This window comes from Bosea sp. AS-1 (assembly GCF_002220095.1).
Lineage (GTDB): Bacteria > Pseudomonadota > Alphaproteobacteria > Rhizobiales > Beijerinckiaceae > Allobosea.
Window position 1 is genome coordinate 3,111,581 of sequence record NZ_CP022372.1, and the last position, 24,633, is coordinate 3,136,213.

Consider the following 24,633-nt stretch of genomic DNA (forward strand, 5'->3'; position numbering starts at 1 on the left):
CTTCAGAAGGCCCGGAAGCGACGCGCCTCCGGATGGCGAGTGCGGCCTCGTCTTCGTTTCCCTTCGACGCGCATCGCCAGCGGCTTAAGCATCTCGGCGAGCCCTAGGTAGAAGGCAGCGATGATCAGGATGGCGAGCAGGACCGGGGCCGGCAGCGCGACGAAGCCGAACGGATGGCCGAGCGGCGTCAGGGCCAGGATCAGTGCGGCGGCGAGAGCCCCGAGCGAGGTCATGACGAGGAAACGATGCGGCCGGCTGCGCCAGCAGGGTGCCGCCGTGCGGATGACGAAGATCACCAGGATCTGCGTCAGGATCGACTCGACGAACCAGGCCGTCCTGAACGTCTCGATCCCTGCGCCGAAAACACCGAGCAGAACGGCGAAAGTTGCCGCATCGAATACGGACGAGAGCGGCCCCATGACGAGCGTGAAACGCAGCACCGCATGCATGTCCCAGTGCCGGGGCTTGGCGAGGTCGGCGGGGTCCGCCTCGTCGAAAGGGATACCGACCTCGGACAGGTCGTAGAGCATGTTGTTGATCAGGATCTGCAACGGGTTGAGCGGCAGGAACGGCAGCACCATCGACGCGAGCGCCATCGACAGCATGTTGCCGAAATTCGAGCTCGTACCCATGCGGACATATTTCATGATGTTGGCATAGGTGCGCCGGCCTTCGGCGATGCCCTGCGCGAGAACCCCGAGATCGGGTGCAAGCAGGACGATCGCCGCCGCCTCACGCGCGACTTCTGTGCCGCCCTCGACGGAGAGGCCGACATCCGCGGCATGGATCGCCGGTGCATCGTTGATACCGTCGCCGATAAAGCCGACCGTGTGCCCGGCCCTGCGCAGGGCCAGGACGAGGCGCGCCTTCTGTTCCGGCGCGACCCGAGCGAACAGATCGACGTCGCGAACGCGAGCGGCCAAGGCGGCCTCTCCCAATGCCGCTATCTCCTCGCCCGTCATCAGCCCTCGCACCGGAAGCGCCAGCGTTTCGGCGAGATGGCGAACGACGGGGGCGGCGTCTCCCGAGATCACCTTGACGCGCACGCCCGCCGCGGCGAGCTGGCGGACCGCCACGCCCGCGGAGCCCTTGGGCGGGTCGATGAAGGCAGCGCAGCCCGCGAAGACGAGACCGGCTTCGTCGTCGCGAGACAGGTCATCGGCCCCCCGGGGCATGGGGCGCTGAGCGATGCCGAGCAGGCGCAGGCCCTGCGCCCCTTTTGCTTCAAAGAAGGCCAGAAGCTTGCCTCGCTGAGCATCGTCGAGCTTTTCAGCCGTCCCATCCTCACGTTCGAACCGGTCACATAGGTCGAGCAAGCCTTCGGGAGCGCCCTTGACGATCATCACCCGCTCGTCGCCCCTCGCCACAAGAACGGAGGAGCGCCGCCGCTCGAAATCGAACGGCAGATCGGCCAGGGCACGCCAAGCCTTGTCGTCGCCTTCCGAGTTGGCGAGCAAGGCTGTGTCGAGGTTGTTGCGCAGCCCGCTGCAAAAACGGCTGTTGAGGCAAGCGAGCTCGGTGACGCGCGCATTGTCGATGCCGTCACAGCCGAAGCTTGCGACATGGGCTATCCGCGCTTCCGTCAGCGTCCCCGTCTTGTCGGTGCAGAGAACGTCCATCGCCCCAAGGTCATGGATCGCGGACAAGCGCTTCACCACGACCTGGCGCCGTGCCATGCGCATCGCGCCGCGTGCGAGCGTCACCGTCATCACCACCGGCAGCAGTTCCGGCGTCAGGCCGACGGCCAGCGCGACGGCGAACAGGAAGCTTTCGATCGACAGCCCGTGGCGCACGAGTTGCGTCAGCAGCACGAACAGGACGAGGAAGCCGGTGAGGCGCAGGATCAGCATGCCGAGCCCGTGAACCCCGCGTTCGAAGGCGGTGGGCGGCTCGCTCGCCTGCATGGACCGCGAGATCGAGCCCAGCCGTGTCTGCGCACCCGTCGCGGCAACGAGCAACCGGACTTCTCCGCCGACGAGACTTGTTCCCCCGAACAGGACGCTACCCGTTCCGTCGCCGGCGGAATCCTCAGGAGCTGCCAGCTTCTCCACCGGAAAGGGTTCGCCGGTGAGCGCCGCTTCATCGGCCATTGCATCGTGGCTCTCGAGGATCAGGCCATCCGCCGGGATCAGATCGCCGGCATGAAGCGCGACCACGTCACCGGCAACCACGTCCCGTACCGGGATTTCGACACGCCGCCCGCCGCGAAGGGCCGTGACCTGCACCGCCACCGTGCGGCGGAGCGCGTCAACGGCATTCTCGGCCTGGATCTCCTGGAAGACGTCGAGGACGATCGAAGCCAGCACGATGAGAACGATGATGATCAGGCTCTGCCAATCGCCCGTCGCCCCCGAGATCAGCGCGGCGATCAGCAAGATCGCGATGAGGGGTTCCACGAGCCGCTTGGCGATCTTGAAGAGCAGCCCGCGCCGCAGGCTCGTCACGGCGAGATTGGGCCCGAAGCGATGCAGCCGTTCGGCGGCCTCAAGGTCGCTCAATCCACCAGAGGTCGTTTCGAGACGTTTCAGCAACGCGTTCCGGCCTTCCCGCCAGAACCCGCTCCCGCCCGATACGACTATTTCCGCAGGCTCCGTCTTCATCCCGGGCTCTTCTCGATGCGCCCATCGACCACCGTGACGATCCGGTCGCAGCGACGGGCGAGATCCATGTTGTGAGTCACGATCAGGAAGCTGGTTCCGGAGCGCAAATTCTCCTGGCGCATCAAGGCGAAAACGCCCTCGGCCGATTTGCTGTCCAGGTTTCCCGTCGGCTCGTCGGCCAGGATGAGATCCGGCTGCATCGCGAGCGCCCGCGCGACCGCGACACGCTGCTGTTGGCCGCCGGACATGTTGAACGCGCCGTTGTTCGCGAACTGAGAAAGTCCCATCCGGCCGAGCAGTTGCAGCCCTCGTGCCTCGATCTCCGCGGTCGCGCGTCCGTGAGCGACCACCATGGGCATCATCACATTCTCAAGGGCGGTGAATGCCGAAATCAGGAGATGCGACTGGAAGACGAAGCCGATGCGGTGCCCGCGCAGATGCGTGATCTGGGCATCGTCGAGTTCGCTGGTCGTGTGGCCGGCGATCGCGAGTTCGCCGCTGGTCGGACGGTCCAGCAGGCCGATGATGTTGAGGAGGGTGCTCTTGCCGGAACCGGATGGGCCGACCAGCGCGACGAAGCCGCCGCGTTCCAGTTCGAGATCGATTCCGTGCAGCACCTCGGTTTCGGTCGGCAAGCCGACCGCGTAGGATTTTCGTACGGCCTTCAGCATGAGTATGGGTTCAGCCACGGATAGCCTCCACCGGATCGAGGCGCGAGGCTCTGAGCGCCGGCGCCATCGCGGCCGCAACGCCCGTCACGGTGGCGAGCAGCGCGGTCGCGACGAAAAGGCTCGGCTCCATGATGAGCGGGAACAATTCGGTGCCGTCCGCCTGTCGCGCCACGCTATGCCAATAGACCAGCGCTGCGGCTCCAAGCGCCGCCCCGCCAAGCGAACCGGCAAAGCCGAGCAATCCGCCCTGAAGCAGGAAGATGCGCAGGATCTGGCCGCGCGTCGCGCCCATCGCGCGCAGGATGCCGATATCCTTCGAGCGCTGGATGACCGACACGACGAGCACCGCGGCGATGCCGAAAGCGACGGAGAGGCCCACGAAGAGACGGATCAGCGTATTGGTGTTCTTCTGGGCCTGAACGGCCGTGAAGAACTGGGCGTTGGTCTTGATCCAGCTATCGGCTTCGACTGCATTCGAGGCTTCAATCTCGCGGGCGATGCTCTCGGCGTCGTAGATATTGCCGATCGTCAGTCCGATCTCGGTCACGCCACCAATCACCCCGAGCAAGGATTGCGCGGTACGTAGCGCAACATAGGTGTTGCGTTGGTTCGCGCTCTTGTTGCCGAGATCGAACAAGCCCGTGACGGTCAGCGTGCGGCTTGCGCCGCCATTGCTGCTCAGCATGATCTTGTCGCCGACATTCGCACCGAGATCATGGGCGAGATCCGTCCCGATCAGGATATCGTCACTGGTCAAGCGCAACTGACCGGCGACGATATAATCCGACAGCCGGACGACCCTGAGGTAACTGTCAGGTTCCATGCCGACCACCGAAACGGATCGACTGGCGTCGCCGCGAACCGCGAGCGCGGATCCCGTCATGCTTGCCGCAACAGCCGTGACCGCCGGCAGCATTTCCATGCGATGCGCGATCGCCTGCCACTGATCGATCGAGATCACTCTCTGGCTTGGGCGCTGCACGATCGCGTCTTCCACCACGGCTGCTCCGTTGCGCAAGGGCCGCGCGATCTGCTCCGGAGGGATGAGTTGGATCTGGGCCTGGGAAGTCAGAACGCGCTTGATGAAGTTCGCCTCGAGCCCAGCGAGCATTGCCGACATGAAGACGATGACGGCAACGCCGATGGTGATGCCGCCGACGATGAAACCTGTCTGCAAGCGCCCCTCGCCAAGAAAGCGCAACGCGCCGATCCAGACGAAGGACAGCCAGCGCATCATGGCCGGATCGCCCTGATCTTCTTGCCGGTGACGACGCCGGAACCGATCGGCACCACCGCGTCGCCCATCCCAAGTCCATCGATGACCTCGACGCTGCCCTGCCCCCTCAATCCGAGCTTGACCGGCCGCTTGACGGCACGCCCGTCGCGTAGGCCCAGAACCCAGGGCGAAGCCGTGTTTCCGTCATGAACGTCGCGCGCCGGAACGATGAGAGTCCCGTCGCGCCTGGCGGTCTCGATATCGACCGAGACGGTCATATCTTGGCGCAGATAAAGTGGTGGCTCCGGAACGCCCAGCTTCACCTCAACGGATGCGCGCGTGATGTCGACACCAGGGTTGATGTAGACGACCTTCGCCTGCATGCGCTCGTCGGGATACGCATCGGCGGAAGCGACGGCAGGTTGACCGAGCCTGATGAGACCGAGATTGCGCTCGTCGAGTTGGATGACGAGCTGCGTTTCCCCAGCCGGCGCGAGCACCATCAGCGCCTTTCCCGGCTGCACGACCGTGCCGCGCTCGACCGTCCGTGAAATCAGCACACCGTCACGCGGGGCGGCGATCGTTGCATAGGCCAGCCGGGAAGACGCACTGTCGAGATTGGCGTGCGCCTGCGCAAGCTGGGTCTCGACCATGACCGCATCGCTGCCACCCGGGCTGGCGGTGAAGACTTGCAATTCGGCGCTGCGGACCTGGGTGCGCGCGACATCCAGGGCCTTCTTCGCCTCGTCGACCGCAACGCGGGTCTGGGCCCCTCGACTCAGGAGTTGCGCGGCGCGATCGTAGATCTGTTGCGCATTCAGCAGAACCGCCTGAGCTTGAACGAGCGCTTCCTTCGCCGAAGGCAGAGTGAGTTCCTTCATTTGCCTTTGCCGCGCTTCCGCCTGCGCCAAAGCACCCTGCGCTTGCACCAGTGCAGCCTTGAGCTCGCTGCTATCGAGGACGATCAAGGGCTGCCCCTTGGCCACCGTCAGCCCTTCCTCGACGAGAACCTCGTTGACGGTGCCGGTGATCTGGCTGCCGATCTCGACCCGGTAGGGTGTTTCGACATGGCCGCTGGCGACCACCGTTTGGACGAGATCGCCACGCTGCACGATGTCGACCGCAATGGCCGGGCCGATCAGAATGCGAGCGACCTGCCAAACTCCGATCGCGGCCGCGATGACCGCCACCAGGATGAACCAGCGATGCGACCAGAACGCCCCGAGCACGCGCCGCACGCCGCCCGCTGCCTTGTGCGAACCGTTCTCGGGAATATCCGGCTGCTGCGCCGGCGGAGTGATGACGCGCTGGTCCATGGTTCTGCCGTTCAGGGCGTGATCGCGACCTTGAGAACACCATCGCGCTGGTGCGAGAACAGCTCGTAGGCATCCTTGATGTGTTCCAGCGAAAAGCGATGCGTCACCAGCGGCCCCAGATCGACGCGGCCGGAGGCGACGACATCGATCAGGCGCCGCATCCGCTCCTTCCCGCCGGGGCAGAGCGTGGTGACGATGCGGTGGTCGCCAAGCCCCGCGGCAAAGGCGCCGAGCGGGATCGTCAGGTCGCTCGAATAGACACCGAGCGACGATAGCGTCCCGCCGGGACGCAGCACCCGCAATGCGGCGGAGAAGGTCTCCTGGCGGCCCAGGGCCTCGATCGCCACGTCGACGCCCCGGCCATCGGTCAGCCGCATGATTTCGTCGACCGGATCGCCCTTCGAAAAGTCGACGACCTCATCGGCACCGAGCCTGCGCGCCATGTCCTGTCGCTCCGGGATGCTCTCCACAGCGATAATGCGGGTCGCGCCCATCAGCCGGGCACCGGCCGTGGCGCACAGCCCGATCGGGCCTTGCGCGAAGATCGCGACGCAGTCACCGATCCTGACCCCACCCCTCTCGGCACCGGAAAAGCCGGTCGACATGATGTCGGGACACATCAGGACTTGCTCGTCTGTCAGTCCCGAAGGCACATGCGCGAGATTGCCTATGGCGTCCGGCACCAGCAGATACTCGGCCTGGGCGCCGTCGATCGTGTTGCCGAAGCGCCAGCCTCCCATGGCCTTGAAGCCGTGGCGCGTGCCGGCGCCATCCTGCGAGGCGCAGCCGCAGAGACAGGCAGCGCTGTGCCCCGAGGGCGTGATGGCGCCCGCGATCACCCGCTGCCCTTCCCGGAAGCCCTTCACCTCGGAGCCGAGCTTCTCGATCACGCCGACCGGCTCATGGCCGATGGTGAGGCCGCGCGCGACCGGATACTCGCCCTTGAGGATATGGACGTCGGTTCCGCAGATCGTCGTGGTCGTGATCCGCAGCAACGCGTCGAGCGGCCCCAAATCCGGAATCGGCTTGTCTTCCAGCTCGATGCGGCCAGGCTCGAGGAAGACGGCCGCGCACATCATCTTGGAGCGGGCCTTTCGCGTGATGCCCTGCGAAGGCCGCACATCAGATTGAAGAACAGGCGACATGATCACTCTCCGAAACCGACGAGATGAAGTCAGCCTGCCGTGAACTGGTCCTGTTGGATTTGACACAACGCAAAACCGCGAAAGAACACACGCGCGTTTGATGAAAATCAATGTGACCCGCGTGCTTCCGTCGCTCGATAGCGCATCAGGAACAGCTATCGATGCGGAGGTTGGCATGAACGACATCTCTCTCTCCTCGAACGCCATGAGGGCGCAGGCCGCTCGTGGCACCGCCTATCGCGACATCGCCATCCACCTCGATGGCTCACCGGAAGACGAAACTCGCCTGGCTCATGCGGAAGCGCTCGCTGCGGGCTTCGCGGCTCGGATGACCGGGATCTTCACGAACCTCTTGCCCGATCCCGCGCTCTTCGCCGGCGATTTCGGGATTACCGCGATCGGGCAATTGGTCGATGCAGTCACCGAAGAAGGAGATGTCAGCGAGAAGCGTCTCAGGGAGCGCCTGGCGCGCCTCGGCCCCGTCCATGAGCTACGCCGCTTGGATGCATTCCCCGGCCTTCTCGAACAGGCCGTCGCCAGCGAAGCCCGCTGGAATGACCTCTTCATCGCGACCTGTCCCCGCGACGACGGTTACAGCCGCTGGAGCTCCCTGATCGAGAGCGTCATGTTCGACGGAGGCAGAGGACTCTACCTCCTGCCACCCAAGGTCGCGTTGCGTTCCCCGATCAAGACCGTCCTGATCGGATGGACCGATACCCGACAGAGCGCCCGCGCCGTAGCCGAGGCCCTGCCCCTGATCGCCAACGCGACACAGGTCGAAGTCGTCACAGTCAGGGAAGAGGCTCACGGGCGGATGGGAGGCGCCGAAGTCCTCGCCGATATCAGCGCCCATCTCGCTAGGCACGGTATCGGGGCGACGGCAACCGTGCTCAATACGGAGACGCCGCCGACGGACGCCCTCCTCGCCGAGGCGCGGCGGATATCGGCGGACCTGATCGTCATCGGAGCCTATGGCCATTCGCGCTTCCGCGAATGGGTGCTCGGCGGCGTGACCGCGGATCTGATCGACAGCTCTCCCGTGCCGCTTTTTCTCGCCCACTAGCGTCGCAAGGCGGTTGCCTCAGGCGAGTTTTGCCAATGGCCAACCGCCTTGCTCAGCTACTGCCTTGCAGCCGGAGAGCCATTCGTGGTTGCGACCGAACGAGAACAGCGTCCGAATCGAGGTGAAGTGGCCGTTCGCGTCCGAGATCTCGAAGTCGTCTTCGGCACCAAGGCGGTGTTGGATCATCTCGATCTCGACATCATGCGCGGCGAGATTCTCGGGGTTATCGGAGCTTCCGGCTCCGGTAAGTCCGTCCTGGCGCGAACGATCCTTGGCCTTCTGCCCAAGCGAAGCGGCGTCATCGAAATATTCGGCAGAAATCTCGATGACCTTCGGCACAATGAGCGCAGAGCCCTCGAGCAGCGCTGCGGCGTCATGTTCCAGCAAGGCGCCCTGTTTTCGTCCTTGACGATTGCGGAGAATATCCAGCTCCCGATGCGCGAGCTTCTGCATCTGTCGCCGAGCCTGCTGACCGAGATGGCGATGCTGAAGATCGAAATGGTCGGGCTGCCGCCTGATGCGGCGGAAAAGTACCCGGCTGAGCTGTCGGGCGGGATGACCAAGCGAGCCGCCTTGGCCCGGGCATTGGCTCTCGATCCGGAAATCCTGTTTCTCGACGAGCCAACATCGGGACTCGATCCGATCGCGGCCGATGCCTTCGACCAGCTTCTGCTGACCCTCAAGGCGAGTCTGGGCTTAACGGTGATGATGATCACCCATGATCTGAGCAGCCTTCACACGACCTGCGACAGGATCGCCGCCATCGCGCGGGGCAAGATTATCGCCGTCGGAACGCTGGCTGACCTGTTGGGACACGAAGACCCTTGGCTCAAGGAATACTTCGCGGGCGAGCGTGGTCGTACTATTTTTGCGGATCAGATCATGGCCTAATGCTCGATCGACGCCAGCGCCGGCTCGCGCCGACATCTCGCCCCGTTTCGGAGGCCTGTCTAGGTCTCTCCCTCGTTCATTAGCGGGGTGAAGGGCTTGGCGTGCTGAAACTTGCCAGCTCCCGGAAGGCTGGGGGACTCCTTGTAAGATACCGCATCCCGTCCAAGGGGCAGACTTGCCTCCACGCCCCAGCGCGAACGGATTCACGCGAAGATCACCTTTCGGAAGCGCGCAAGTGCGACGGCGAAATAGGCCGCGCCGATCGCGATGATCTTGGTGACCTCGGGCCAGACAATGTCGAGTCCGGCACCGCGATAGAGGACGCCTTGCGAAAATGCGACGAAATGAGGCGTCGGCGAGAAGATTCGCATGATCCATTGCAGCCAGATTGGCATGCTCTCCATCGGCGTCGTCGCACCGGAGAGCAATTGCGTAACAACGAAGACCGGGATCGCAAGCAAGCCGAACTGGCCCATTGTCGTCGCCAGCGTACCGAGCAGGATGCCGAGCGCCGCCACCGCGAAGGCATAGACCGCCGTCCCCAGCACGAAGAGCAGGAGCGACCCGGTGATCGGCACGCCGAGCGTCCATTCAACGACCAGTACGAGCGAAGCCACCGCCGCGACCAGGATGACCAGTGCATTTGCCGTCATCTTGGCGAGCATGATCTCGACCGGCGTGACCGGCATTACCAGCAGATGCTCGACCGTACCCTGCTCGCGCTCGCGGATCAGCGCCGCACCGGTCAGTATGATGGTCAGCAGGGTGACGTTATTGAGCACCTGCATCACCGAGCTGAACCAGCCGGAATCGAGATTGGGGTTGAAGCGCGCCCGCGCCACGAGATTGATCGGCGTTGAGGCTAAGGTCTCGCGTCCGGCCTGCCGGTTGGCGATCTCCTGCGCAATGATCTGCTGGATGTAGACCGCGCCATTGCCGGCCTGGGTCATCGCTGTGGCGTCGATATCGAGCTGGAGCGCAGCCTGCCGGCCGGCGAGCAGGTCCGCCTGGAACCGGGGCGGGATTTCCAGCACGAAGACGAGGCGGCCGGAATTCATCTCGGCGTCGATCTCGTTGGCGGTGATGCGCTTCGACAGCTTGAACAGCGGCGGGCCGAAGGCGCCGAGAAGGCTGCGCGAGAACTCCGACTGGTCCTCGTCAACGATGCCGATGGTGAGGTCGCGCGCCTCCAGCTTTACCCCGGTCGCGACCGTGTAGACCGCGATGCTGAATGCGTAGGCCACGAGCACCAGCATGATCGGGTCGGCCCGCAAGCTGCGCAGCTCCTTCATCGCCAGCCGCAGGATATTCTGGAGGTGGATGACGAGCGCCGCCATCTCAGATCTCCTGCTTGCGCAGCGCCAGTTGCGCGAGGACCAGAAAGAGCACGAAGAAGCCGCCCAACACCAGCAGGTTGGGCCAGAGCTCGGTCACGCCCAGCCCCTTGGTGAAGGCTCCGACGCTGACGGGCTGGTACCAGGCCGGCGGCAGGCTCATGCCGATGAGCCGGCCGCCACCCGAGAGCGAGGCGACTGGTACCATCAGCCCGGAGAAGTTCACCGCCGGGATGATCGACAGGATCGCCGTGGCGAAGACCGCGGCGACCTGCGTGCGCGTAAAGCTGGAGATGAGCTGGCCGAAGCCGGTCGTCGCCGAGACATAGAGCAGGGTCGCGAGTGCCAGTACCCAAGCCGAGCCCTTGATCGGCACGGCGAAGACGGTGAGCGCGATCAGCACCAGCATCGCAAAACTGCCCATCGCGATGGTGATATAGGGCAGTTGCTTGCCGAACAGGAACTCGAAGCGGCTGATCGGCGTCGAGCGGAAATTGGCGATCGAGCCGGTCTCCTTCTCGCGCACCACTCCGATCGCCGACATGATTGCCGGGATGAGGATGAGCATCAGCATGATCACGCTCGGCACCATCGCATTGGCGCTCTTGAAATCCTGGTTGTAGCGGAAGCGGGTCTCGATCGTGACGGGTGCCGGGGCATGGCTCGAGGCGGCATGGTCGGCCGCGAAGGCCTGCGCGTATTGCGTCGCCAACCCCGTGACATAGCCGCGCGTCGTCTCGGCCCGGAACGGCATGGCCCCGTCGAGCCAGACTGAGAGTTCCGGCACGCGCCCCGCCATCAGGTCACGGCCGAACGAAGGCGGGATCTCGATCACGAGCTGGAGCTCGCCACCTCTGAGCCGCTGGTCGAGCTCCGCAGCCGCGCGGATCGGCGCCTGCTCAGAAAAATAGCGCGAGCTGGAGAAGGCCTCGACCAACTGCCGGCTCTCCATCGAATTGTCCTGGTCGAACGCCGAGAATTTCAGGTTCTCGACGTCGAAAGAGATACCGAAGCCGAAGGCGAGCATCAGCAGGAGCGGCCCCAGGAAGGCAAAGCTCAGGCGGATCGGATCGCGCAGCAGTTCAATCGTCTCGCGCCGCGTGCAGGCCCAGAGCCTGCGCGGATCGAAGCGGCGCGCTGGTGGTACCGGCCGGAGGGCGGCCACAGACATAGCGACCGGCTCCGCCGGCGCGTCCTCGATGCCGGCAGCCTCCCGGAGATAGGCGATGAAGGCCTCTTCCAGCGTGTCGACACCACGCTTCTTCACCAGCTCCCGCGGGGTGCCGACCGCCAGCACCTTGCCGGCATGCATGAAGGAGATGCGGTCGCATCGCTCCGCCTCGTTCATGAAATGCGTTGAGAGGAAGATGGTGACGCCGTCCTCGCGCGAGAGGTCGATCAGCGTGCGCCAAAAGGCGTCGCGCGCGATCGGGTCGACGCCTGAGGTCGGTTCGTCGAGGATCAGCATAGATGGACGATGCAGGACTGCAACCGCTAGTTGCAGGCGTTGGCGGATGCCAAGCGGCAGGCTCTCGGGCCCCTCGTCGGCGACGTCCACAAGGTCGAAGCGCGTCAGAAGCTCCGTGATCCGATCGGGAATCTCGGCCGGGGGTAGATGGTAGAGTTCGGCATGCAGCACGAGATTCTGGCGCACCGTCAGCTCGCTATAAAGCGAGAATCCCTGCGACATGTAGCCAACATGACGACGCGTCTCCATGTCGTTGGCCGCGAGCGGCTGGCCGAAGAGCCTGGCTGTGCCTTCGGTTGCCGGCAGCAAGCCAGTCAGCATCTTCATCGTCGTCGACTTGCCGCAGCCGTTCGAGCCCAGGAAGCCGAAGATCTCGCCACGGCCGATACGGAAGCTGACGTGGTCGACCGCAACGAAATCGCCGAAGCGGCGCGTCAGACCGTCGGCCTCGATCGCCGGCTTGGCATCGTCGCTCACGACGCGCGGCCTGAGCACGACTTCCTTGTGCTGTGCGCGCTTGGCTTCCGGCAGCAGCGCGACGAAGGCGGCTTCTAGCGTCGATTGCCCGGCCTTCTCGCGCAGCTCCGCCGGCGTGCCGGTGGCGATCGCTTTGCCATCATCCATGGCCACGAGCCAGTCGAAACGTTCGGCTTCCTCCATATAAGCGGTAGCGACGATCACGCTCATGCCGGGGCGGCGGGCACGGATTGTCTCGATCAGATCCCAGAACTGCCCGCGCGAGAGCGGGTCGACACCGGTGGTGGGTTCGTCGAGGATCAGCAGGTCGGGGTCATGGATCAGCGCGCAACAGAGCGAGAGCTTCTGCTTCATACCGCCGGAGAGCTTGGCCGCCGGCCTTCCCTCGAACGGATTCAGCCCCGTCGCTTTCAGCAGCTCGTCGATACGGCTGCGGCGCTCGGCGGCACCCTGTCCGAACAGTCTTGCGTGGAAATCGATGTTCTCGAGGACCGAGAGCGTCGGGTAGAGGTTGCGCCCCAGCCCCTGCGGCATATAGGCAATGCGCCCTCGTCGGGCCTCCCGCTCGGCCTCAACGCCGAGATTGCCGCCAAGCGCATGGACGCTGCCCTGCTGGATCGCCCGCACGCCAGCGACAAGCGCGAGCAGGGTTGACTTGCCGACACCGTCCGGCCCGATCACGCCGATCATGCGGCCGGAGGGGATATCGAGCGACAAAGTGTCGAGGGCGGTCACTTTGCCGTAGCGATGTGTGACATTAGCGAGACTGGCGGCAGGCTCGATTTCCGTCATGGCAACTTCACGGCGAGCGAATCAGGCCATTTTGCTGAAGGAGAGAGGCGGACAATGCCGAGGCCGCGCACGCCGGTTTTCACCTGCCGGTGGTATTTGGCGAGTAGTTGCGGGTCGACTTGGAGCTTGGCACGGAAGACGAGCTTCTCGCGCTCCTCGGCAGTCTCGACCGCCTTCGGCGTAAATTGGGCATCGGCCGCAACAAAACTGACCGTCGCCGGGATGACGTATTGCGGCACGGGGTCGAGGATGATGCGCGCCTCGTCGCCAAGCGCGAGCTGTCCTGCCTGCGCGGCCGGCAGATAGATCGTCATATAGACGTCTGACAGGTCAAGGATAGTGACGACACGGGTGCCGGCCGCGACGACCTCACCCGTGCGGGCGAGCTGATATTGGACGCGCCCGCTACGCGGCGCGAGAAGCACCAGATCGACGAGGATCGCCTTGATCTGCTCGGCATCGGCCTCGGAGGCATGGATCGCGAACTGAGCCTGGTCGCGCTGCGCTTCCGCGGCGCGCAATGCGGCATCGGCGGCGGCGGCCTTTGCCGAACGCTGGTCATCGACCTGCTTGCTGAGATAACCCTTCGTAACCAGTTCCTTGCCGCGGTCGGCATCCGTGTGGGCGAGGACCTGGTCGCTTTTACGCTGAGCGATCAGCGCCTCCGCTTCGGCCAGTGCCTGACGGGCCCGCAGCACCTGCGCCTGGGCGGCGCGCAACTGCGCCTCATATTCCGGTGAGGAAATACGGGCGACCACCTGACCTGCGGTGACCTCGTCGCCTTCCTTGACCGTGACTTCGGCCAGGCGGCCGGCATATTTTGAGGAGACGTCGATCTGGGTCGCTTCGATCCGACCATTGGTCTTGACGATACCCTCGGGCATCGTGTCGCCGCGCAGCCGCTCGATGAGTGCCTTGATACGGGATTGCGCCTGCACTCCCGGTGGCGACAGAGCGAACGCAACGAAGAGAGCTGCAATTGCAGCAACTAAAGGGCGCATCCCAAATCTCCGACGAATGCATGCTAAACAAGGTTCTGGGGTCATGTGCTCAGCATGCGACAAGTGGCCGGTCGGGCCAAATAACCGCATCGGCGAACGCAGCCAATGCAATCTGAGCACCTGGGGCCTTCGTCCTCATCTGGGTTACGATCGAAGATATTGGTGACGTCATCTAGAGGCGCGATCGCGCGCGTGACCTTGTCACCGGCCACAAAGTCGGAAAATTCCCACCACCACCTCTCCTGCAACCTGAGTTTGCTAGAGTCTCTTTCTCAGCACGAGGAGACGGACATCATCGGGGCACTCGTCAACCTCAAATCCTTGCTCGCGCTCAATCTCGATCGCTTCGTGATTTTGGCGATCCTCAAGCGATTCGATGATTTTCACGCCCTTGCTCTCGGCGGTCTTGCAAATATGCTTGAGTAGCTCCCAACCCACGCCTCTGTGCTTGTATTCGCTTCGGATCGAGATCGCGACTTCCCCTTTCTCCAAAGCGGCGTCGGCAGCGAGCATGCCAGCGGCGATGATCGTCTTCCCGTCATCGGTGAAAGCGACGAAGTTTTCGGTCTGCCGATCCTCAACCTTCGTCATGGCGGCCAAGCGATCATGCCCGACCTCCTTGACCGTGGTCAGAAAGCGGAAGCGCCGATCCTCGGGCGTCACATGCGTGAAGAATTCGGCCAGTCCTGCTTCGTCCTCGGGACGGGCTGGCCTCACCAGAAACCTGAAACCAGCGCGTGTGTTGAGGTAGCGGCTCAAATCGTCGGTCATCATGAGATTTCCCTCCAATCGCTGCACGATCGAGAAAACGGCATTCGGCGGCTCGGCATTTCTGACGGGCCCCGAACAGACCGACGCCATGATGATGTTGGATCATCGCTGCGCGGATCAATTCGTTCGTACACGCCGGGTGGTGGCTGCGCTTTGCTGAAGATCAAAGCGCATGGCGAGCGCGGGTAGTATCGACTGCTTTTCTGAAGCCTCCTTTCTGGAGCACGGCAATGAACTCTCGGGACAGCGATACCGTGACGCAATCGGCTCTGGGTTCCGAAGAGATCGCGTTGATGCAGGCTTGGTGGCAGGCCGCCAACTACCTCTCGGTGGCGCAGATCTATCTTCTGGACAACCCGCTGCTGCGCGAGCCTCTGCGGATCGAGCATGTGAAGCCGCGATTGCTCGGCCACTGGGGCACGACGCCGGGCCTGAACTTCATCTATCTGCACCTCAACCGCATCATAAGGGCTCGGGATCTCGACATCCTCTTCATCGCCGGACCGGGCCATGGCGCGCCGGGCGTGGTGGCGAACACCTATCTCGAAAGGACCTATAGCGAACTCTATCCAGACATCTCCCAGGACGAGGAGGGCCTCCAGCGCTTCGTTCGGCAATTCTCCTTCCCGGGCGGAATCCCCAGCCACGCCGCGCCCGACACGCCCGGCTCCATCCATGAAGGTGGCGAGCTCGGTTATAGTCTCGCGCATGCCTTTGGCGCCGTGCTCGACAATCCAGGCCTCATTGCAGCCTGCGTCATCGGCGACGGAGAGGCCGAGACCGGGCCGCTCGCGGCATCCTGGCACTCCAACAAATTCCTCAATCCGACCGCCGACGGTGCCGTCCTGCCGATCCTGCACCTCAACGGCTACAAGATCGCCAACCCGACCGTTCTGGCGCGCATCCCGCCTGCCGAGCTGGAGGCATTGCTGCGCGGATACGGCTACGATCCGCTCTTCGTCGAAGGCGAGGAGCCGGAAGCGATGCACCGGGCGATGGCGGCAGCGCTCGATATCGCATTCTCCAGAATTGCAGCGATCCAGCATCAAGCCCGCGCGGGGGCGTCGCACAATCGTCCGCGCTGGCCGATGATCGTGCTGCGCAGCCCCAAGGGCTGGACTGGTCCCAAGATCGTCGACGGGCTGAAGACCGAGGGTTTCTGGCGCGCCCATCAAGTACCGTTCAGCGACATGTCGAAGCCCGGCCATCTACAACTGCTCGAAGGCTGGCTGCGCAGCTATCACCCGGAGGAATTGTTCGATACGGCGGGGCGGCTGCGTGCCGAAATCGCGGCACTGGCGCCTTCAGGCGAAAAGCGAATGAGCGCCAACCCCCATGCCAACGGCGGAGCGCTGCGCCGACCCCTGAGGATGCCGGATTACACTCGCCATGCCGTGTCTGTGGAACGCCCCGGCAGCGGCAAGGCCGAGGCGACCCGGGTCATGGGGGCTTTCCTGCGCGATGTCATGAGGGCAAACGAGGTGAGCCGGAACTTTCGGGTCTTCGGTCCCGACGAGACCGCCTCGAACCGCCTACAGGCCCTCTTCGAGGTGACGGATCGGGTCTGGCAAGAAGAAATCCTCCCCGAAGATGAGAATCTCACGCGCGACGGCCGTGTCACTGAAATCCTGAGCGAGCATCTCTGCCAAGGTTGGCTGGAAGGCTATCTCCTGACCGGTCGCCATGGCCTCTTTTCCTGCTACGAGGCCTTCATTCACATCGTCGACTCGATGTTCAACCAGCATGCGAAATGGCTGAAGACAGCCAAGGAGGTGCCCTGGCGCCGGCCGATAGCCTCGCTGAACTACCTCCTCACTTCCCATGTCTGGCAGCAGGATCATAACGGCTTCAGCCACCAGGACCCGGGCTTCATCGACCACGTCGTAAACAAGAAGGCCGACATCGTGCGGGTCTATCTTCCGCCGGACGCCAACACGTTGCTCCATGTCACCGACCACTGTCTGCGAAGCTGGGACCGGATCAACGTCATCGTCGCCGGCAAGGCCCCCTCGCCGCAATGGCTCGACATGGACGCCGCGATCAAGCACTGCGCAGAAGGCATCGGCATATGGGATTGGGCAAGCAACGATCGCGGCGGAGAACCTGACGTGGTGATGGCCTGCGCCGGCGACGTGCCGACCCTTGAAACGCTCGCGGCGGTCACGCTGCTGCGCCGACATCTGCCCGAGCTGAAGGTTCGGGTCGTCAACGTCGTCGACCTGATGACATTGCAGCCGAAGTCTCAGCATCCGCACGGCCTGACCGATGCCGATTTCGATGACCTGTTCACCACCGACAAGCCGGTGATCTTCGCCTATCACGGCTATCCCTGGCTCATCCATCGGCTCGCCTACAAGCGGACGAACCATGCCAACATCCATGTGCGCGGTTACGAGGAAGAGGGCTCGACGACGACGACCTTCGACATGGTCGTGCGCAATCGGCTCGATCGCTTTCACCTCGTCGGCGATGTCATCGATCGGGTGCCGAGTCTTGGCGCTCGTGCTGCCTACGCCAAACAAACGATCCGCAACAAGCTAGTCGAGCACGGGCACTATATCCGCGAGCATGGCGTGGACATGCCGGAAGTGAGTAACTGGCAGTGGAGCGCGACGGTATGAAAGCAGCGTCGGCGACTGACCGGCGCCAAAGTCTCCGGGATTGCTACCCACTGGTCTTGGTGGATCTCATCTCATATTGCCTTTTGACAGGATAATCTGATGCCTGCTCTCTTCTCGATGTTTTGGCCTGCCCGGCGGCGGTTCGACGATCTGAGCGCGCAGGAGGTTCTTTCCCTCGCGATCCTTGCGGAGGAAGAGGACGGACGCATCTACGCGGCCTATGCAGCCAACCTGGCTAAGGATTACCCGGCATCCGCCGCAATGTTCGATGCTATGGCGGCGGAGGAGAATGAGCATCGCACTTCATTGCTGGATCTCTACGTTCGCCGGTTCGGCCCTACGATCATTCCCATTCGCCGGGAACACGTCGAAGGGTTCTATGCGCGAAAGCCACTGTGGTTGGTCAAGTCGCTTCCGCTGGAGCGCGCCCGTGCCGATGCCGCCGACATGGAACGACAGGCGGAAACTTTCTATCGGCTGGCGGCGGCACGCAGTACCGATGCGGAAACGCGCAAGCTGCTCGGAGACCTTGCTGCCGCCGAAGCAAAGCACGAACGCAAGGCGCTGTCTCTCAAGGGTGAACTGACGAGCGGCGACGAAGGCAAGGCCGAGCAGGATCAAGCCAAGCGCCAGTTCGTGTTGACCTGGGTTCAGCCAGGCCTGGCAGGGCTGATGGACGGCTCGGTTTCGACCCTGGCGCCGATCTTCGCGACGGCATTCGCCACGCAGAACCCGTGGACGACGTTCCTGATCGGCCTATCCGCCTCGGTCGGCGCCGGCATCTCGATGGGGTTCACCGAGGCCGCCCATGATGATGGCAAGCTGTCGGGGCGCGGCCCGCCGTGGAAACGCGGCCTGGCCTCCGGCGTCATGACGACGATCGGTGGCCTGGGACATGCGCTCCCCTATCTCATCCCGCATTTCTGGACTGCGACCGCCATCGCGCTCTGTGTGGTCTTCGTCGAGCTCTGGATGATCGTCTGGATCCAAAACCGATTCATGGAGACCCCCATCGGACGGGCAATGTTCCAGATCATCCTGGGAGGGCTTCTCGTCCTCGCCACGGGCATTCTCATCGGCGGCGCGTGAACAAACGAGGCTCTTATGCTGCACAATCCCGACAAGGCGCGATATGACAGGGTTAGCATCGCCTTCCACTGGCTGACCGCCGCGCTCGTCCTCTTGCTCTGGCTGATGGCTCAAAGCGAAGCTGTGCTGCCCCGCGAGTGGCGCCACGGCATGTGGTCGTTCCACATCACGACCGGAGCGGTCCTAATCTTCATCTATGGAGCGCGCCTGCTCTGGCTGATGTCGGCTGCCACGCGCCCCACCTCGGTCAACATCGGCATGCTTCGAATGGCGGAACAGGTCGCGCACGGCCTCCTATACGCCCTCCTCGCGGCGGCGCTCGTTCTCGGCGTCGTCAACGTCGCCGTGCGAGGCTGGGACTTATTCGGAATCGTGCAGGTACCGGGATTTGCCTCTGACGATCGGGCACTGCGACGTTCCATCAACGGCTGGCATGAGCTTGCCGCCAACGCGCTCCTCTGTCTCGCAGTCATTCATGCCGTGGCCGCTCTGTATCACCAGCTCGTGCGGGGCGATGGCCTGCTTAAGCGCATGTGGTTTGCGCGGCGGAACATATCCTGATCGATGGAAGTCGAGCGATTGCCGTAGGCACACCTAGACCGTTCGCGCTGGCGATTGCCCCGTGAAGACGTATCCCACCCCGCGAACGGATTTGATTAGGACTGGCGAATTTTTGCCCACTTCGATCTTCTTACGCAAACGAGAGATCTGTGCATCGATCGCTCGGTCGAAAGCTTCGTAATTTCGGCCTTTCGTCAAGTTCATCAGCGTATCACGCGAAAAAACGCGGCCGGGGTGCTTGGCCATCACCAGGAGAATGTTGAATTCTCCGGTCGTCAGCGCGACGTCCTCTCCTTCCGGCGTAACCAGCCGACGCTCCCGGGGATCCAACATCCAGCCATTGAACCGGATGAGGTTCCCATCTTCGGTGTCGATTGTTTGAAGCGGACTCGGATGCTGCCGACGCAGCACGGTGCGTAGCCTCGCCAGGACTTCGCGCAGGTGGAACGGCTTTGCGATGTAATCGTCCGCGCCCATTTCCAACCCAACGATCCTGTCCACGACATCATCCCGACCCGTCAGCATGATGATGGGCACGTCTGATCTGGATCGGATCTCGCGAGCCAACATCAATCCGTCCTCTCCGCTTCCGAGGATCAGGTCCAGCAAGACGATGTCGATCGCGTTGCGCTGTAGCGCGTCACGCATCCCCCGACCGTCCGCCACTGCGCTGACGTGGTAGCCTTCCTCCTCGAAGTAGCGGATCAGCATCTGGCGGATGCGCGGATCGTCGTCCACGACCAGAACATGAGCGGCTCGGGGTGTCGGCTCAGCCATAGCGGGTTGTACCGGATTGGGCGGCGGATCAGATGTTACAATCCGTAACAATTTTGGACACACGCTAACACCCAGACCTTCGCAGCGCCACGCGTCGCCGCTTTCCTGCCCTCCTCAAATCGAAGCGGAGGACAGCGCTATGCTCATCATGAATGCGACGTCCAACTTTCCTTCCGGATTGCCCATCGTCGCGAACGACGAACCAAAACCCGGCTTGCTGGGGCTGTTCAGTCAACAGCCCCTCGAAGCGTTCGGACGTGGCCAGACCATTTGCCGGGACGGCAATCCGGCCATGCATGTCTTCAAGATCGTGGCGGGGATGGTCCGCGTTTCCAAGATCCTCAGCGATGGCAGCCGCGTCATCACCGGTCTCTTCTATCCCGGCGAGATCTTCGGCCTTGGTCCGGATGAGCACTATCTCGGAGACGCCGAAGCCGTCGGGGACGTGAAGCTCCGGCGGTTGAACCGGAGTCGCTTTCAGCAGGCGGTCGACAGTTCCGAACAATTGCGCCCCCAATTCGTCAACTGGCTGTGCCAGGAGATGGCGAGTGCGCAGGCTAGAATGGTCCTGCTTGCCCGCAAGAAGGCCGAGGAGCGCGTCTGCGATCTCCTGCTCACGCTCGCACGGCGCGCCGGAAACGAGCACGGCCCGGCCACTGAAATCGAAATCCCGATCAGCCGCGTCGATATGGCCGACTATCTCGGCCTGACGATCGAAACAGTATCGAGAACGATGACGAACCTGATCAAGCGGGGCGTCATTCAGTCCATCGCGCGCTACCGATTCACGATACGCAAGCCGGCGCTCTTGAGAAGCCTTGCCGACGGCGGGGACGAATACGATGATCTGCACGACGTTCCTCCCGGCCGACAGGCCATGCGAGCGCATTGACGGGGAATCATGACGGCAGCGCGCGGCCCAAGGGCTATCAGCCAGAGGAGCCTGGACGAGATCGTTCAGGTGCTCGATGACGCCAATATCCTGGTCTATGAGTTCGATGGCAGGATTGTTCGCTGGAGCGGTGGCTGCGACGATCTATACGGTTGGACCGCCCGGGAAGCGCTCGGTCAGAATGTCCGCCAGCTCTTAAAGACTGAGTTTCCGCAGCCGCTCGATGTCATCCTGCGGGATTTGCACCGAGACGGAACTTGGAAAGGCGAGCTGACGCAGCGCCACCGGGATGGAAGGCGGATATTCGTCGTCAGCCGTTGGGTGGCTGTGATCAGGCAAGCGCCGGAAGACTCGGTCGTCCTCGCCACGAACATCGACATCAGCGATCTGAAGAACGCGCAGGCCGCCCTCGCCTCCCGCCAGTCACACTTGCTCTCGATTCTCGATACTGTCCCGGAAGCGATGGTCGTGATCGATGAAGCCGGTATCATGATGTCGTTCAGCAAGGCTGCGGAGAAGCTGTTCGGCTACACCGCCGACGAGGTCTGCGGCCGGAACGTCAAGGTCCTCATGCCCGATCCCGATCGGAGCCGACACGACGGCTATATCGGCCGCTACCTCGCGACCGGAGAGCGTCGCATCATCGGCTTCGGACGCGTGGTGACCGGCCAACGCAAGGACGGAACGACCTTTCCAATGGAACTTGCCGTTGGTGAGGCCGCCGCGAACGGCCAGCGCATCTTCACGGGTTTCATCCGCGACCTGACCAGCCGGCATCGGATGGAGGAGGAATTGCGGCAATCCCAGAAGATGGAGGCGATCGGGCAGCTCACCGGCGGAATCGCGCATGATTTCAACAATCTGCTGACGGTGATCAGCGGGAACCTTGAGATGATCGAGCGGCGCCTCGAAGATGGTCGCCTTCGGGAACTGCTACGCGAAGCCCAGGGTGCGGCCGATGACGGAGCCAAGCTCACGGGCCAACTTCTCGCCTTCGGCCGGCGCCAAGCCCTTAACGCGAAGCTGACGGATATCGGGGAGCTTGTTTCGACATTCTCCGAGCTGCTGCGCAGAACCCTCGGCGAAACCATCGAATTGCAGACCGTCGTCACCGGCCATTCCCTGACGGCGCTCGTCGACACGACGCAGTTGCAGAACGCGTTACTGAACCTGGCGCTGAACGCCCGCGACGCCATGCCGCGCGGCGGACGCCTCAAGGTCGAGATCGCGCGTATTCGCCTCGATCCTGACTATGTCCAGATGTACCCGCAGGTCCGACTGGGGGATTACGTCCTTATCAGCGTCTCGGATACCGGTGTCGGGATGACGGAAGAGGTCAAGCAACGGGCATTCGACCCGTTCTTCACCACGAAAGGCGTGGGCGCCGGAACCGGGCTCGGCCTCAGCATGGTCTACGGCTTCGCACGTCAATCCGGTGGTCACGTCCAGCTCTACAGCGAACTTGACGAGGGTACGACCGTTCGCTTGTTTCTTCCCGCTGCCAATCCGGTGTCCGTTCCCGACGCGGGCAACGTCGATCCTGTTCCCGCCGCCAAGCCCAGCGCGGACGAATGCATCCTGGTGGTCGAGGACGATGCGCGCGTTCGCAGGGTCGTCGTCGCACGCCTGGAGGAGGAAGGGTACCGCGTCATTCAGGCGGCCAATGCCAAGGAAGCGCTGTCGCTCGTGGCCGCGCACCCGGAAATCCGACTGCTCTTCACCGATATCATCATGCCGGGAGGTATGTTCGGCGATGAGCTGGCCAGGGAAGCTCGCCTTCTTCGTCCGAGCCTGAAGGTTCTCTTCACCTCCGGCTATGCCGAGCCGAGCCTCGCCGGACGCGAGCTCGGCGAAGGAAGCTGGCTCAAGAAGCCATATACTGCGCGGGAGCTGGCCTCACGGCTGCGCGGGCTGCTCGACTGAAGTTCCGTGCAGATACGAGAGCATGCTCATGTCTTCACCGCGTGAGTCCGTGATCGCACGCATGCCGGACTGGGCCAAACCGCCGCAACTCCAGCCTGCAAGCCGATCGCTGCAAGAGCGGCAGCGGCGACAATGTCGATATTCTCCTGTGCCGAGATCCTCGTCCATTCGGTCGCAGCCCCATGCCGGGCAATCTGGTCGATCACGACGCTGGGGATGGCGTCGGAAGGATCACCGCGACGTTCCATGACCCGTTGCACGAGCGCCTCTTTCGGCGCCTGAAGCCAAAGGCCGCAGAATGGCACGCCGGCGCGCCGAGCCACCTCCCCGATCCGCTCGCGTTCGATCCGGCGGTCGAATACGGCGTCGGCGAGGGCGGCGTGACTCTGCGCCAACGTCATTTCAGCAGCCTGCATCATGGCGGCATAGGTGCGGGCTGAGACATCCGCGCCATAGGCATCGGCCGGTAATCGGGTCTCCGCAGGAACGCCATAGAGCTTCTTCCTAATCCGATCGGTCGCGGCTATGCGGGCGCCCGGGGGCGGGCCCAGCAGGGGGGCGAGCCTCGCCGCAAGTGTCGATTTCCCCGAACCCGAATAGCCGCCGACCGCGACCAGGACGGGAGGTCTGGACCTGAGGAGGCGGCAACAAAGGTCGAGATAGCCTCTCGCCTCGGTCAATCGGTCGGACACGGACCTCCCACTGTCGACCGCAACGACATGAGCCCGAACTGCGGCTCTCACCGCCATGAAGAACGGCAGCAAGCGGATTCCCCGCTCGTCGTCGACGGCGTCGAGATAGCGGTTGAAGAGGAGGTTGGCGAGTACTTGAAGATTCCGGTGCCAGAGGTCCATGAGAACGAAGGCGAGATCATAGAGAACATCCACGGTCGCCAGGTCCTCATCGAACTCAAGGCAATCGAAGAGCAACGGCTTGCCCTCGAACAGGCAGATGTTGCGCAGGTGCAGGTCGCCATGCCCGCGCCGGACCCTTCCCTCCCGGGCTCTCTGGTTGAGCAAGTCGGTATAGCGCGTCAGCGCTTCCCGGCAGCCCGCGATAACGGCTTCGACTTCGCCGCGAGGAAGAATGTCTGCGCCAGCGAGCGCGCGCTCGTTGACCGCGAGCACGCGCGCCATTCGCTCGGCTCCTTCGCCGTCCGTCGAGACGGAGGCAGTCCGATGAAGTCGTGCGATCACACCTGCGAGCTCGGTCATGTCGGTCGCGGCAAGACGCTGCCGTTCGGCCATCCGGTCGAAGAGCCAGTTGTCGTTGAAGCGTTCCATTTCCAGGACGGCATCGACTAATTCGCCTTGGCCGTTCAGAGCGAGCTCCCCATTTCGTTCGCGCGTAATGCGATGCACCGCGTGATAGAGATCCGGAGCCGTCCGACGGTTCAGCATCAGCTCCTGCTCGCACATCGCCAATCGCCGTTCCGGCGTCGACAGATCGACGTAAGCCAGCTTGACTGCGCGTTTCAGTTTGAGGGCGCGGGATCCGATCAGCAGGACAACGGAGATGTGGGTGGAGACCAATTCGATCCACTCGCTGCCGCCACCGAAAACGTCGCATGAACCGAGAAAGCAGATCGTTTCATTCTGGCTGGCCATCTGCATGACGTGTCTCCGGTCGAAGCACCACATTCTTCCCGCCCGGAGAAATCACCTTGATGCTCGTCAAGCTCGGCGGCCTGGCGTTCCCGAAATTTGAGCAGCACCAGCGCTTCACGATGGCTCGTCTCGGGAGCCGGATATCATCCTTGACGATAATCAAGGACTGCCGCCGGCGTTGCGATTATGAAGGCTCGTTTCCTCCGAAGAGTCATGCCGTGCCCGAAGCACATGCGACCGACTGGATTACTAAGGCCAGGCGTTCCTGGCGGGCTTGGCGCAAAACCCAGCCGCCCGAGATCGTCACCGAACTCGATCAGAAGCCGGCCTTTGCGTTCCTGCTGCATCTGCGGGCCTTCATCAGCCTCATTCGCGAAATCATCTCCCGCTAAGCCTCTGCCGCACGCGTTGCACGGTC

At 63.3% G+C, this 24,633-nt stretch carries 19 protein-coding genes; 8 read left to right on the forward strand and 11 right to left on the reverse strand.

Annotation, left to right across the window (positions count from 1 at the left end):
* Positions 1 to 2 precede the first annotated feature (2 nt).
* The 5 genes from mgtA to CE453_RS16630 are packed head-to-tail and all read right to left on the reverse strand — an operon-like array spanning position 3 to position 6,879.
* Entirely contained in the window at positions 3 to 2,600 is a 2,598-nt protein-coding gene (gene mgtA, locus CE453_RS16610; protein ID WP_089175587.1) for a magnesium-translocating P-type ATPase, read from the reverse strand.
* Positions 2,597 to 3,271, reverse strand: coding sequence for an ABC transporter ATP-binding protein (locus CE453_RS16615; RefSeq protein WP_198302393.1), 675 nt, complete (start codon positions 3,269 to 3,271; stop codon positions 2,597 to 2,599). The genes mgtA and CE453_RS16615 overlap by 4 nt, the downstream gene beginning before the upstream one ends.
* Before the next feature lie 10 nt (positions 3,272 to 3,281).
* Complete coding sequence (locus CE453_RS16620; protein WP_089175589.1) at positions 3,282 to 4,508, reverse strand: ABC transporter permease; 1,227 nt, start codon at positions 4,506 to 4,508, stop codon at positions 3,282 to 3,284.
* Complete coding sequence (locus CE453_RS16625) at positions 4,505 to 5,803, reverse strand: efflux RND transporter periplasmic adaptor subunit (protein ID WP_089175590.1); 1,299 nt, start codon at positions 5,801 to 5,803, stop codon at positions 4,505 to 4,507. The genes CE453_RS16620 and CE453_RS16625 overlap by 4 nt, the downstream gene beginning before the upstream one ends.
* Before the next feature lie 11 nt (positions 5,804 to 5,814).
* Positions 5,815 to 6,879 (reverse strand): NAD(P)-dependent alcohol dehydrogenase, encoded by a 1,065-nt coding sequence (locus CE453_RS16630; protein WP_198302394.1) that lies wholly within the window; start codon positions 6,877 to 6,879, stop codon positions 5,815 to 5,817.
* A gap of 244 nt (positions 6,880 to 7,123) precedes the next feature.
* Between CE453_RS16630 and CE453_RS16635 the strand changes: the two genes are divergently transcribed.
* Together CE453_RS16635 and CE453_RS16640 are read left to right on the forward strand one after the other, a co-directional pair.
* Entirely contained in the window at positions 7,124 to 8,011 is an 888-nt protein-coding gene (locus CE453_RS16635) for a universal stress protein (protein WP_157733071.1), read from the forward strand.
* 84 nt (positions 8,012 to 8,095) lie between these two features.
* Entirely contained in the window at positions 8,096 to 8,902 is an 807-nt protein-coding gene (locus CE453_RS16640; RefSeq protein WP_248307765.1) for an ABC transporter ATP-binding protein, read from the forward strand.
* Between the two features lie 203 nt (positions 8,903 to 9,105).
* On the opposite strand, the gene CE453_RS16645 is transcribed toward CE453_RS16640, so the two are convergent.
* From CE453_RS16645 to CE453_RS16660, 4 genes are all read right to left on the reverse strand, one after another.
* A complete protein-coding gene (locus CE453_RS16645) occupies positions 9,106 to 10,239 on the reverse strand; it encodes an ABC transporter permease (RefSeq protein WP_089175592.1) in 1,134 nt (377 codons plus the stop codon).
* Between the two features lies 1 nt (position 10,240).
* Entirely contained in the window at positions 10,241 to 12,973 is a 2,733-nt protein-coding gene (gene rbbA, locus CE453_RS16650) for a ribosome-associated ATPase/putative transporter RbbA (RefSeq protein WP_089175593.1), read from the reverse strand.
* Positions 12,970 to 14,019 carry an HlyD family secretion protein gene (locus CE453_RS16655; protein WP_472840952.1) on the reverse strand — a complete coding sequence of 350 codons (1,050 nt, stop codon included), beginning with the start codon at positions 14,017 to 14,019 and terminating at the stop codon, positions 12,970 to 12,972. The genes rbbA and CE453_RS16655 overlap by 4 nt, the downstream gene beginning before the upstream one ends.
* Positions 14,020 to 14,232: 213 nt before the next feature.
* On the reverse strand, positions 14,233 to 14,748 hold the full coding sequence (locus tag CE453_RS16660; protein ID WP_248307766.1) for a GNAT family N-acetyltransferase: 516 nt from the start codon (positions 14,746 to 14,748) through the stop codon (positions 14,233 to 14,235).
* Between the two features lie 227 nt (positions 14,749 to 14,975).
* Between CE453_RS16660 and CE453_RS16665 the strand changes: the two genes are divergently transcribed.
* The 3 genes from CE453_RS16665 (at position 14,976) to CE453_RS16675 (ending at position 19,016) form a co-directional block, all read left to right on the forward strand.
* The gene (locus CE453_RS16665; RefSeq protein WP_089175595.1) at positions 14,976 to 17,366 is read left to right on the forward strand and encodes a phosphoketolase family protein; all 2,391 of its coding nucleotides are present in this window, start codon (positions 14,976 to 14,978) and stop codon (positions 17,364 to 17,366) included.
* A gap of 99 nt (positions 17,367 to 17,465) precedes the next feature.
* Positions 17,466 to 18,455, forward strand: a complete 990-nt coding sequence (gene mbfA, locus CE453_RS16670; RefSeq protein ID WP_248307767.1) for an iron exporter MbfA — start codon at positions 17,466 to 17,468, stop codon at positions 18,453 to 18,455.
* Positions 18,456 to 18,470: 15 nt separating this feature from the next.
* Positions 18,471 to 19,016 carry a cytochrome b gene (locus CE453_RS16675; RefSeq protein WP_089175596.1) on the forward strand — a complete coding sequence of 182 codons (546 nt, stop codon included), beginning with the start codon at positions 18,471 to 18,473 and terminating at the stop codon, positions 19,014 to 19,016.
* 33 nt (positions 19,017 to 19,049) lie between these two features.
* Here CE453_RS16675 and CE453_RS16680 read toward each other — a convergent pair whose 3' ends face one another.
* Positions 19,050 to 19,793, reverse strand: coding sequence for a response regulator (locus CE453_RS16680; RefSeq protein ID WP_089175597.1), 744 nt, complete (start codon positions 19,791 to 19,793; stop codon positions 19,050 to 19,052).
* Between the two features lie 139 nt (positions 19,794 to 19,932).
* Here CE453_RS16680 and CE453_RS16685 point away from each other — a divergent pair, with 139 nt between their 5' ends.
* Both CE453_RS16685 and CE453_RS16690 read left to right on the forward strand, forming a co-directional pair.
* Complete coding sequence (locus CE453_RS16685; protein ID WP_089175598.1) at positions 19,933 to 20,685, forward strand: Crp/Fnr family transcriptional regulator; 753 nt, start codon at positions 19,933 to 19,935, stop codon at positions 20,683 to 20,685.
* A 9-nt stretch (positions 20,686 to 20,694) separates the two neighbouring features.
* Entirely contained in the window at positions 20,695 to 22,608 is a 1,914-nt protein-coding gene (locus tag CE453_RS16690; RefSeq protein ID WP_089175599.1) for a hybrid sensor histidine kinase/response regulator, read from the forward strand.
* 26 nt (positions 22,609 to 22,634) lie between these two features.
* Here the strand turns inward: CE453_RS16690 and CE453_RS16695 are convergent, their stop codons facing one another.
* A complete protein-coding gene (locus CE453_RS16695) occupies positions 22,635 to 24,221 on the reverse strand; it encodes a bifunctional aminoglycoside phosphotransferase/ATP-binding protein (RefSeq protein ID WP_198302126.1) in 1,587 nt (528 codons plus the stop codon).
* A gap of 50 nt (positions 24,222 to 24,271) precedes the next feature.
* Between CE453_RS16695 and CE453_RS16700 the strand changes: the two genes are divergently transcribed.
* Positions 24,272 to 24,607 (forward strand): hypothetical protein, encoded by a 336-nt coding sequence (locus CE453_RS16700; RefSeq protein ID WP_157733072.1) that lies wholly within the window; start codon positions 24,272 to 24,274, stop codon positions 24,605 to 24,607.
* Positions 24,608 to 24,633: the final 26 nt, after the last annotated feature.

Coding starts and splice junctions, on each gene's coding strand:
- mgtA (WP_089175587.1), bottom strand. CDS start 2,600: ATGAAGACGGAGCCTGCGGAAATAGTCGTATCGGGCGGGAGCGGGTTC.
- CE453_RS16660 (WP_248307766.1), bottom strand. CDS start 14,748: ATGATGACCGACGATTTGAGCCGCTACCTCAACACACGCGCTGGTTTC.
- CE453_RS16690 (WP_089175599.1), top strand. CDS start 20,695: ATGACGGCAGCGCGCGGCCCAAGGGCTATCAGCCAGAGGAGCCTGGAC.
- CE453_RS16645 (WP_089175592.1), bottom strand. CDS start 10,239: ATGGCGGCGCTCGTCATCCACCTCCAGAATATCCTGCGGCTGGCGATG.
- CE453_RS16675 (WP_089175596.1), top strand. CDS start 18,471: ATGCTGCACAATCCCGACAAGGCGCGATATGACAGGGTTAGCATCGCC.
- CE453_RS16655 (WP_472840952.1), bottom strand. CDS start 14,019: ATGACCCCAGAACCTTGTTTAGCATGCATTCGTCGGAGATTTGGGATG.
- CE453_RS16695 (WP_198302126.1), bottom strand. CDS start 24,221: ATGCAGATGGCCAGCCAGAATGAAACGATCTGCTTTCTCGGTTCATGC.
- CE453_RS16620 (WP_089175589.1), bottom strand. CDS start 4,508: ATGATGCGCTGGCTGTCCTTCGTCTGGATCGGCGCGTTGCGCTTTCTT.
- CE453_RS16625 (WP_089175590.1), bottom strand. CDS start 5,803: ATGGACCAGCGCGTCATCACTCCGCCGGCGCAGCAGCCGGATATTCCC.
- CE453_RS16685 (WP_089175598.1), top strand. CDS start 19,933: ATGCTCATCATGAATGCGACGTCCAACTTTCCTTCCGGATTGCCCATC.
- mbfA (WP_248307767.1), top strand. CDS start 17,466: ATGCCTGCTCTCTTCTCGATGTTTTGGCCTGCCCGGCGGCGGTTCGAC.
- CE453_RS16615 (WP_198302393.1), bottom strand. CDS start 3,271: ATGCTGAAGGCCGTACGAAAATCCTACGCGGTCGGCTTGCCGACCGAA.
- rbbA (WP_089175593.1), bottom strand. CDS start 12,973: ATGACGGAAATCGAGCCTGCCGCCAGTCTCGCTAATGTCACACATCGC.
- CE453_RS16665 (WP_089175595.1), top strand. CDS start 14,976: ATGAACTCTCGGGACAGCGATACCGTGACGCAATCGGCTCTGGGTTCC.
- CE453_RS16680 (WP_089175597.1), bottom strand. CDS start 19,793: ATGGCTGAGCCGACACCCCGAGCCGCTCATGTTCTGGTCGTGGACGAC.
- CE453_RS16630 (WP_198302394.1), bottom strand. CDS start 6,879: ATGTGCGCGGCCGTCTTCCTCGAGCCTGGCCGCATCGAGCTGGAAGAC.
- CE453_RS16635 (WP_157733071.1), top strand. CDS start 7,124: ATGAACGACATCTCTCTCTCCTCGAACGCCATGAGGGCGCAGGCCGCT.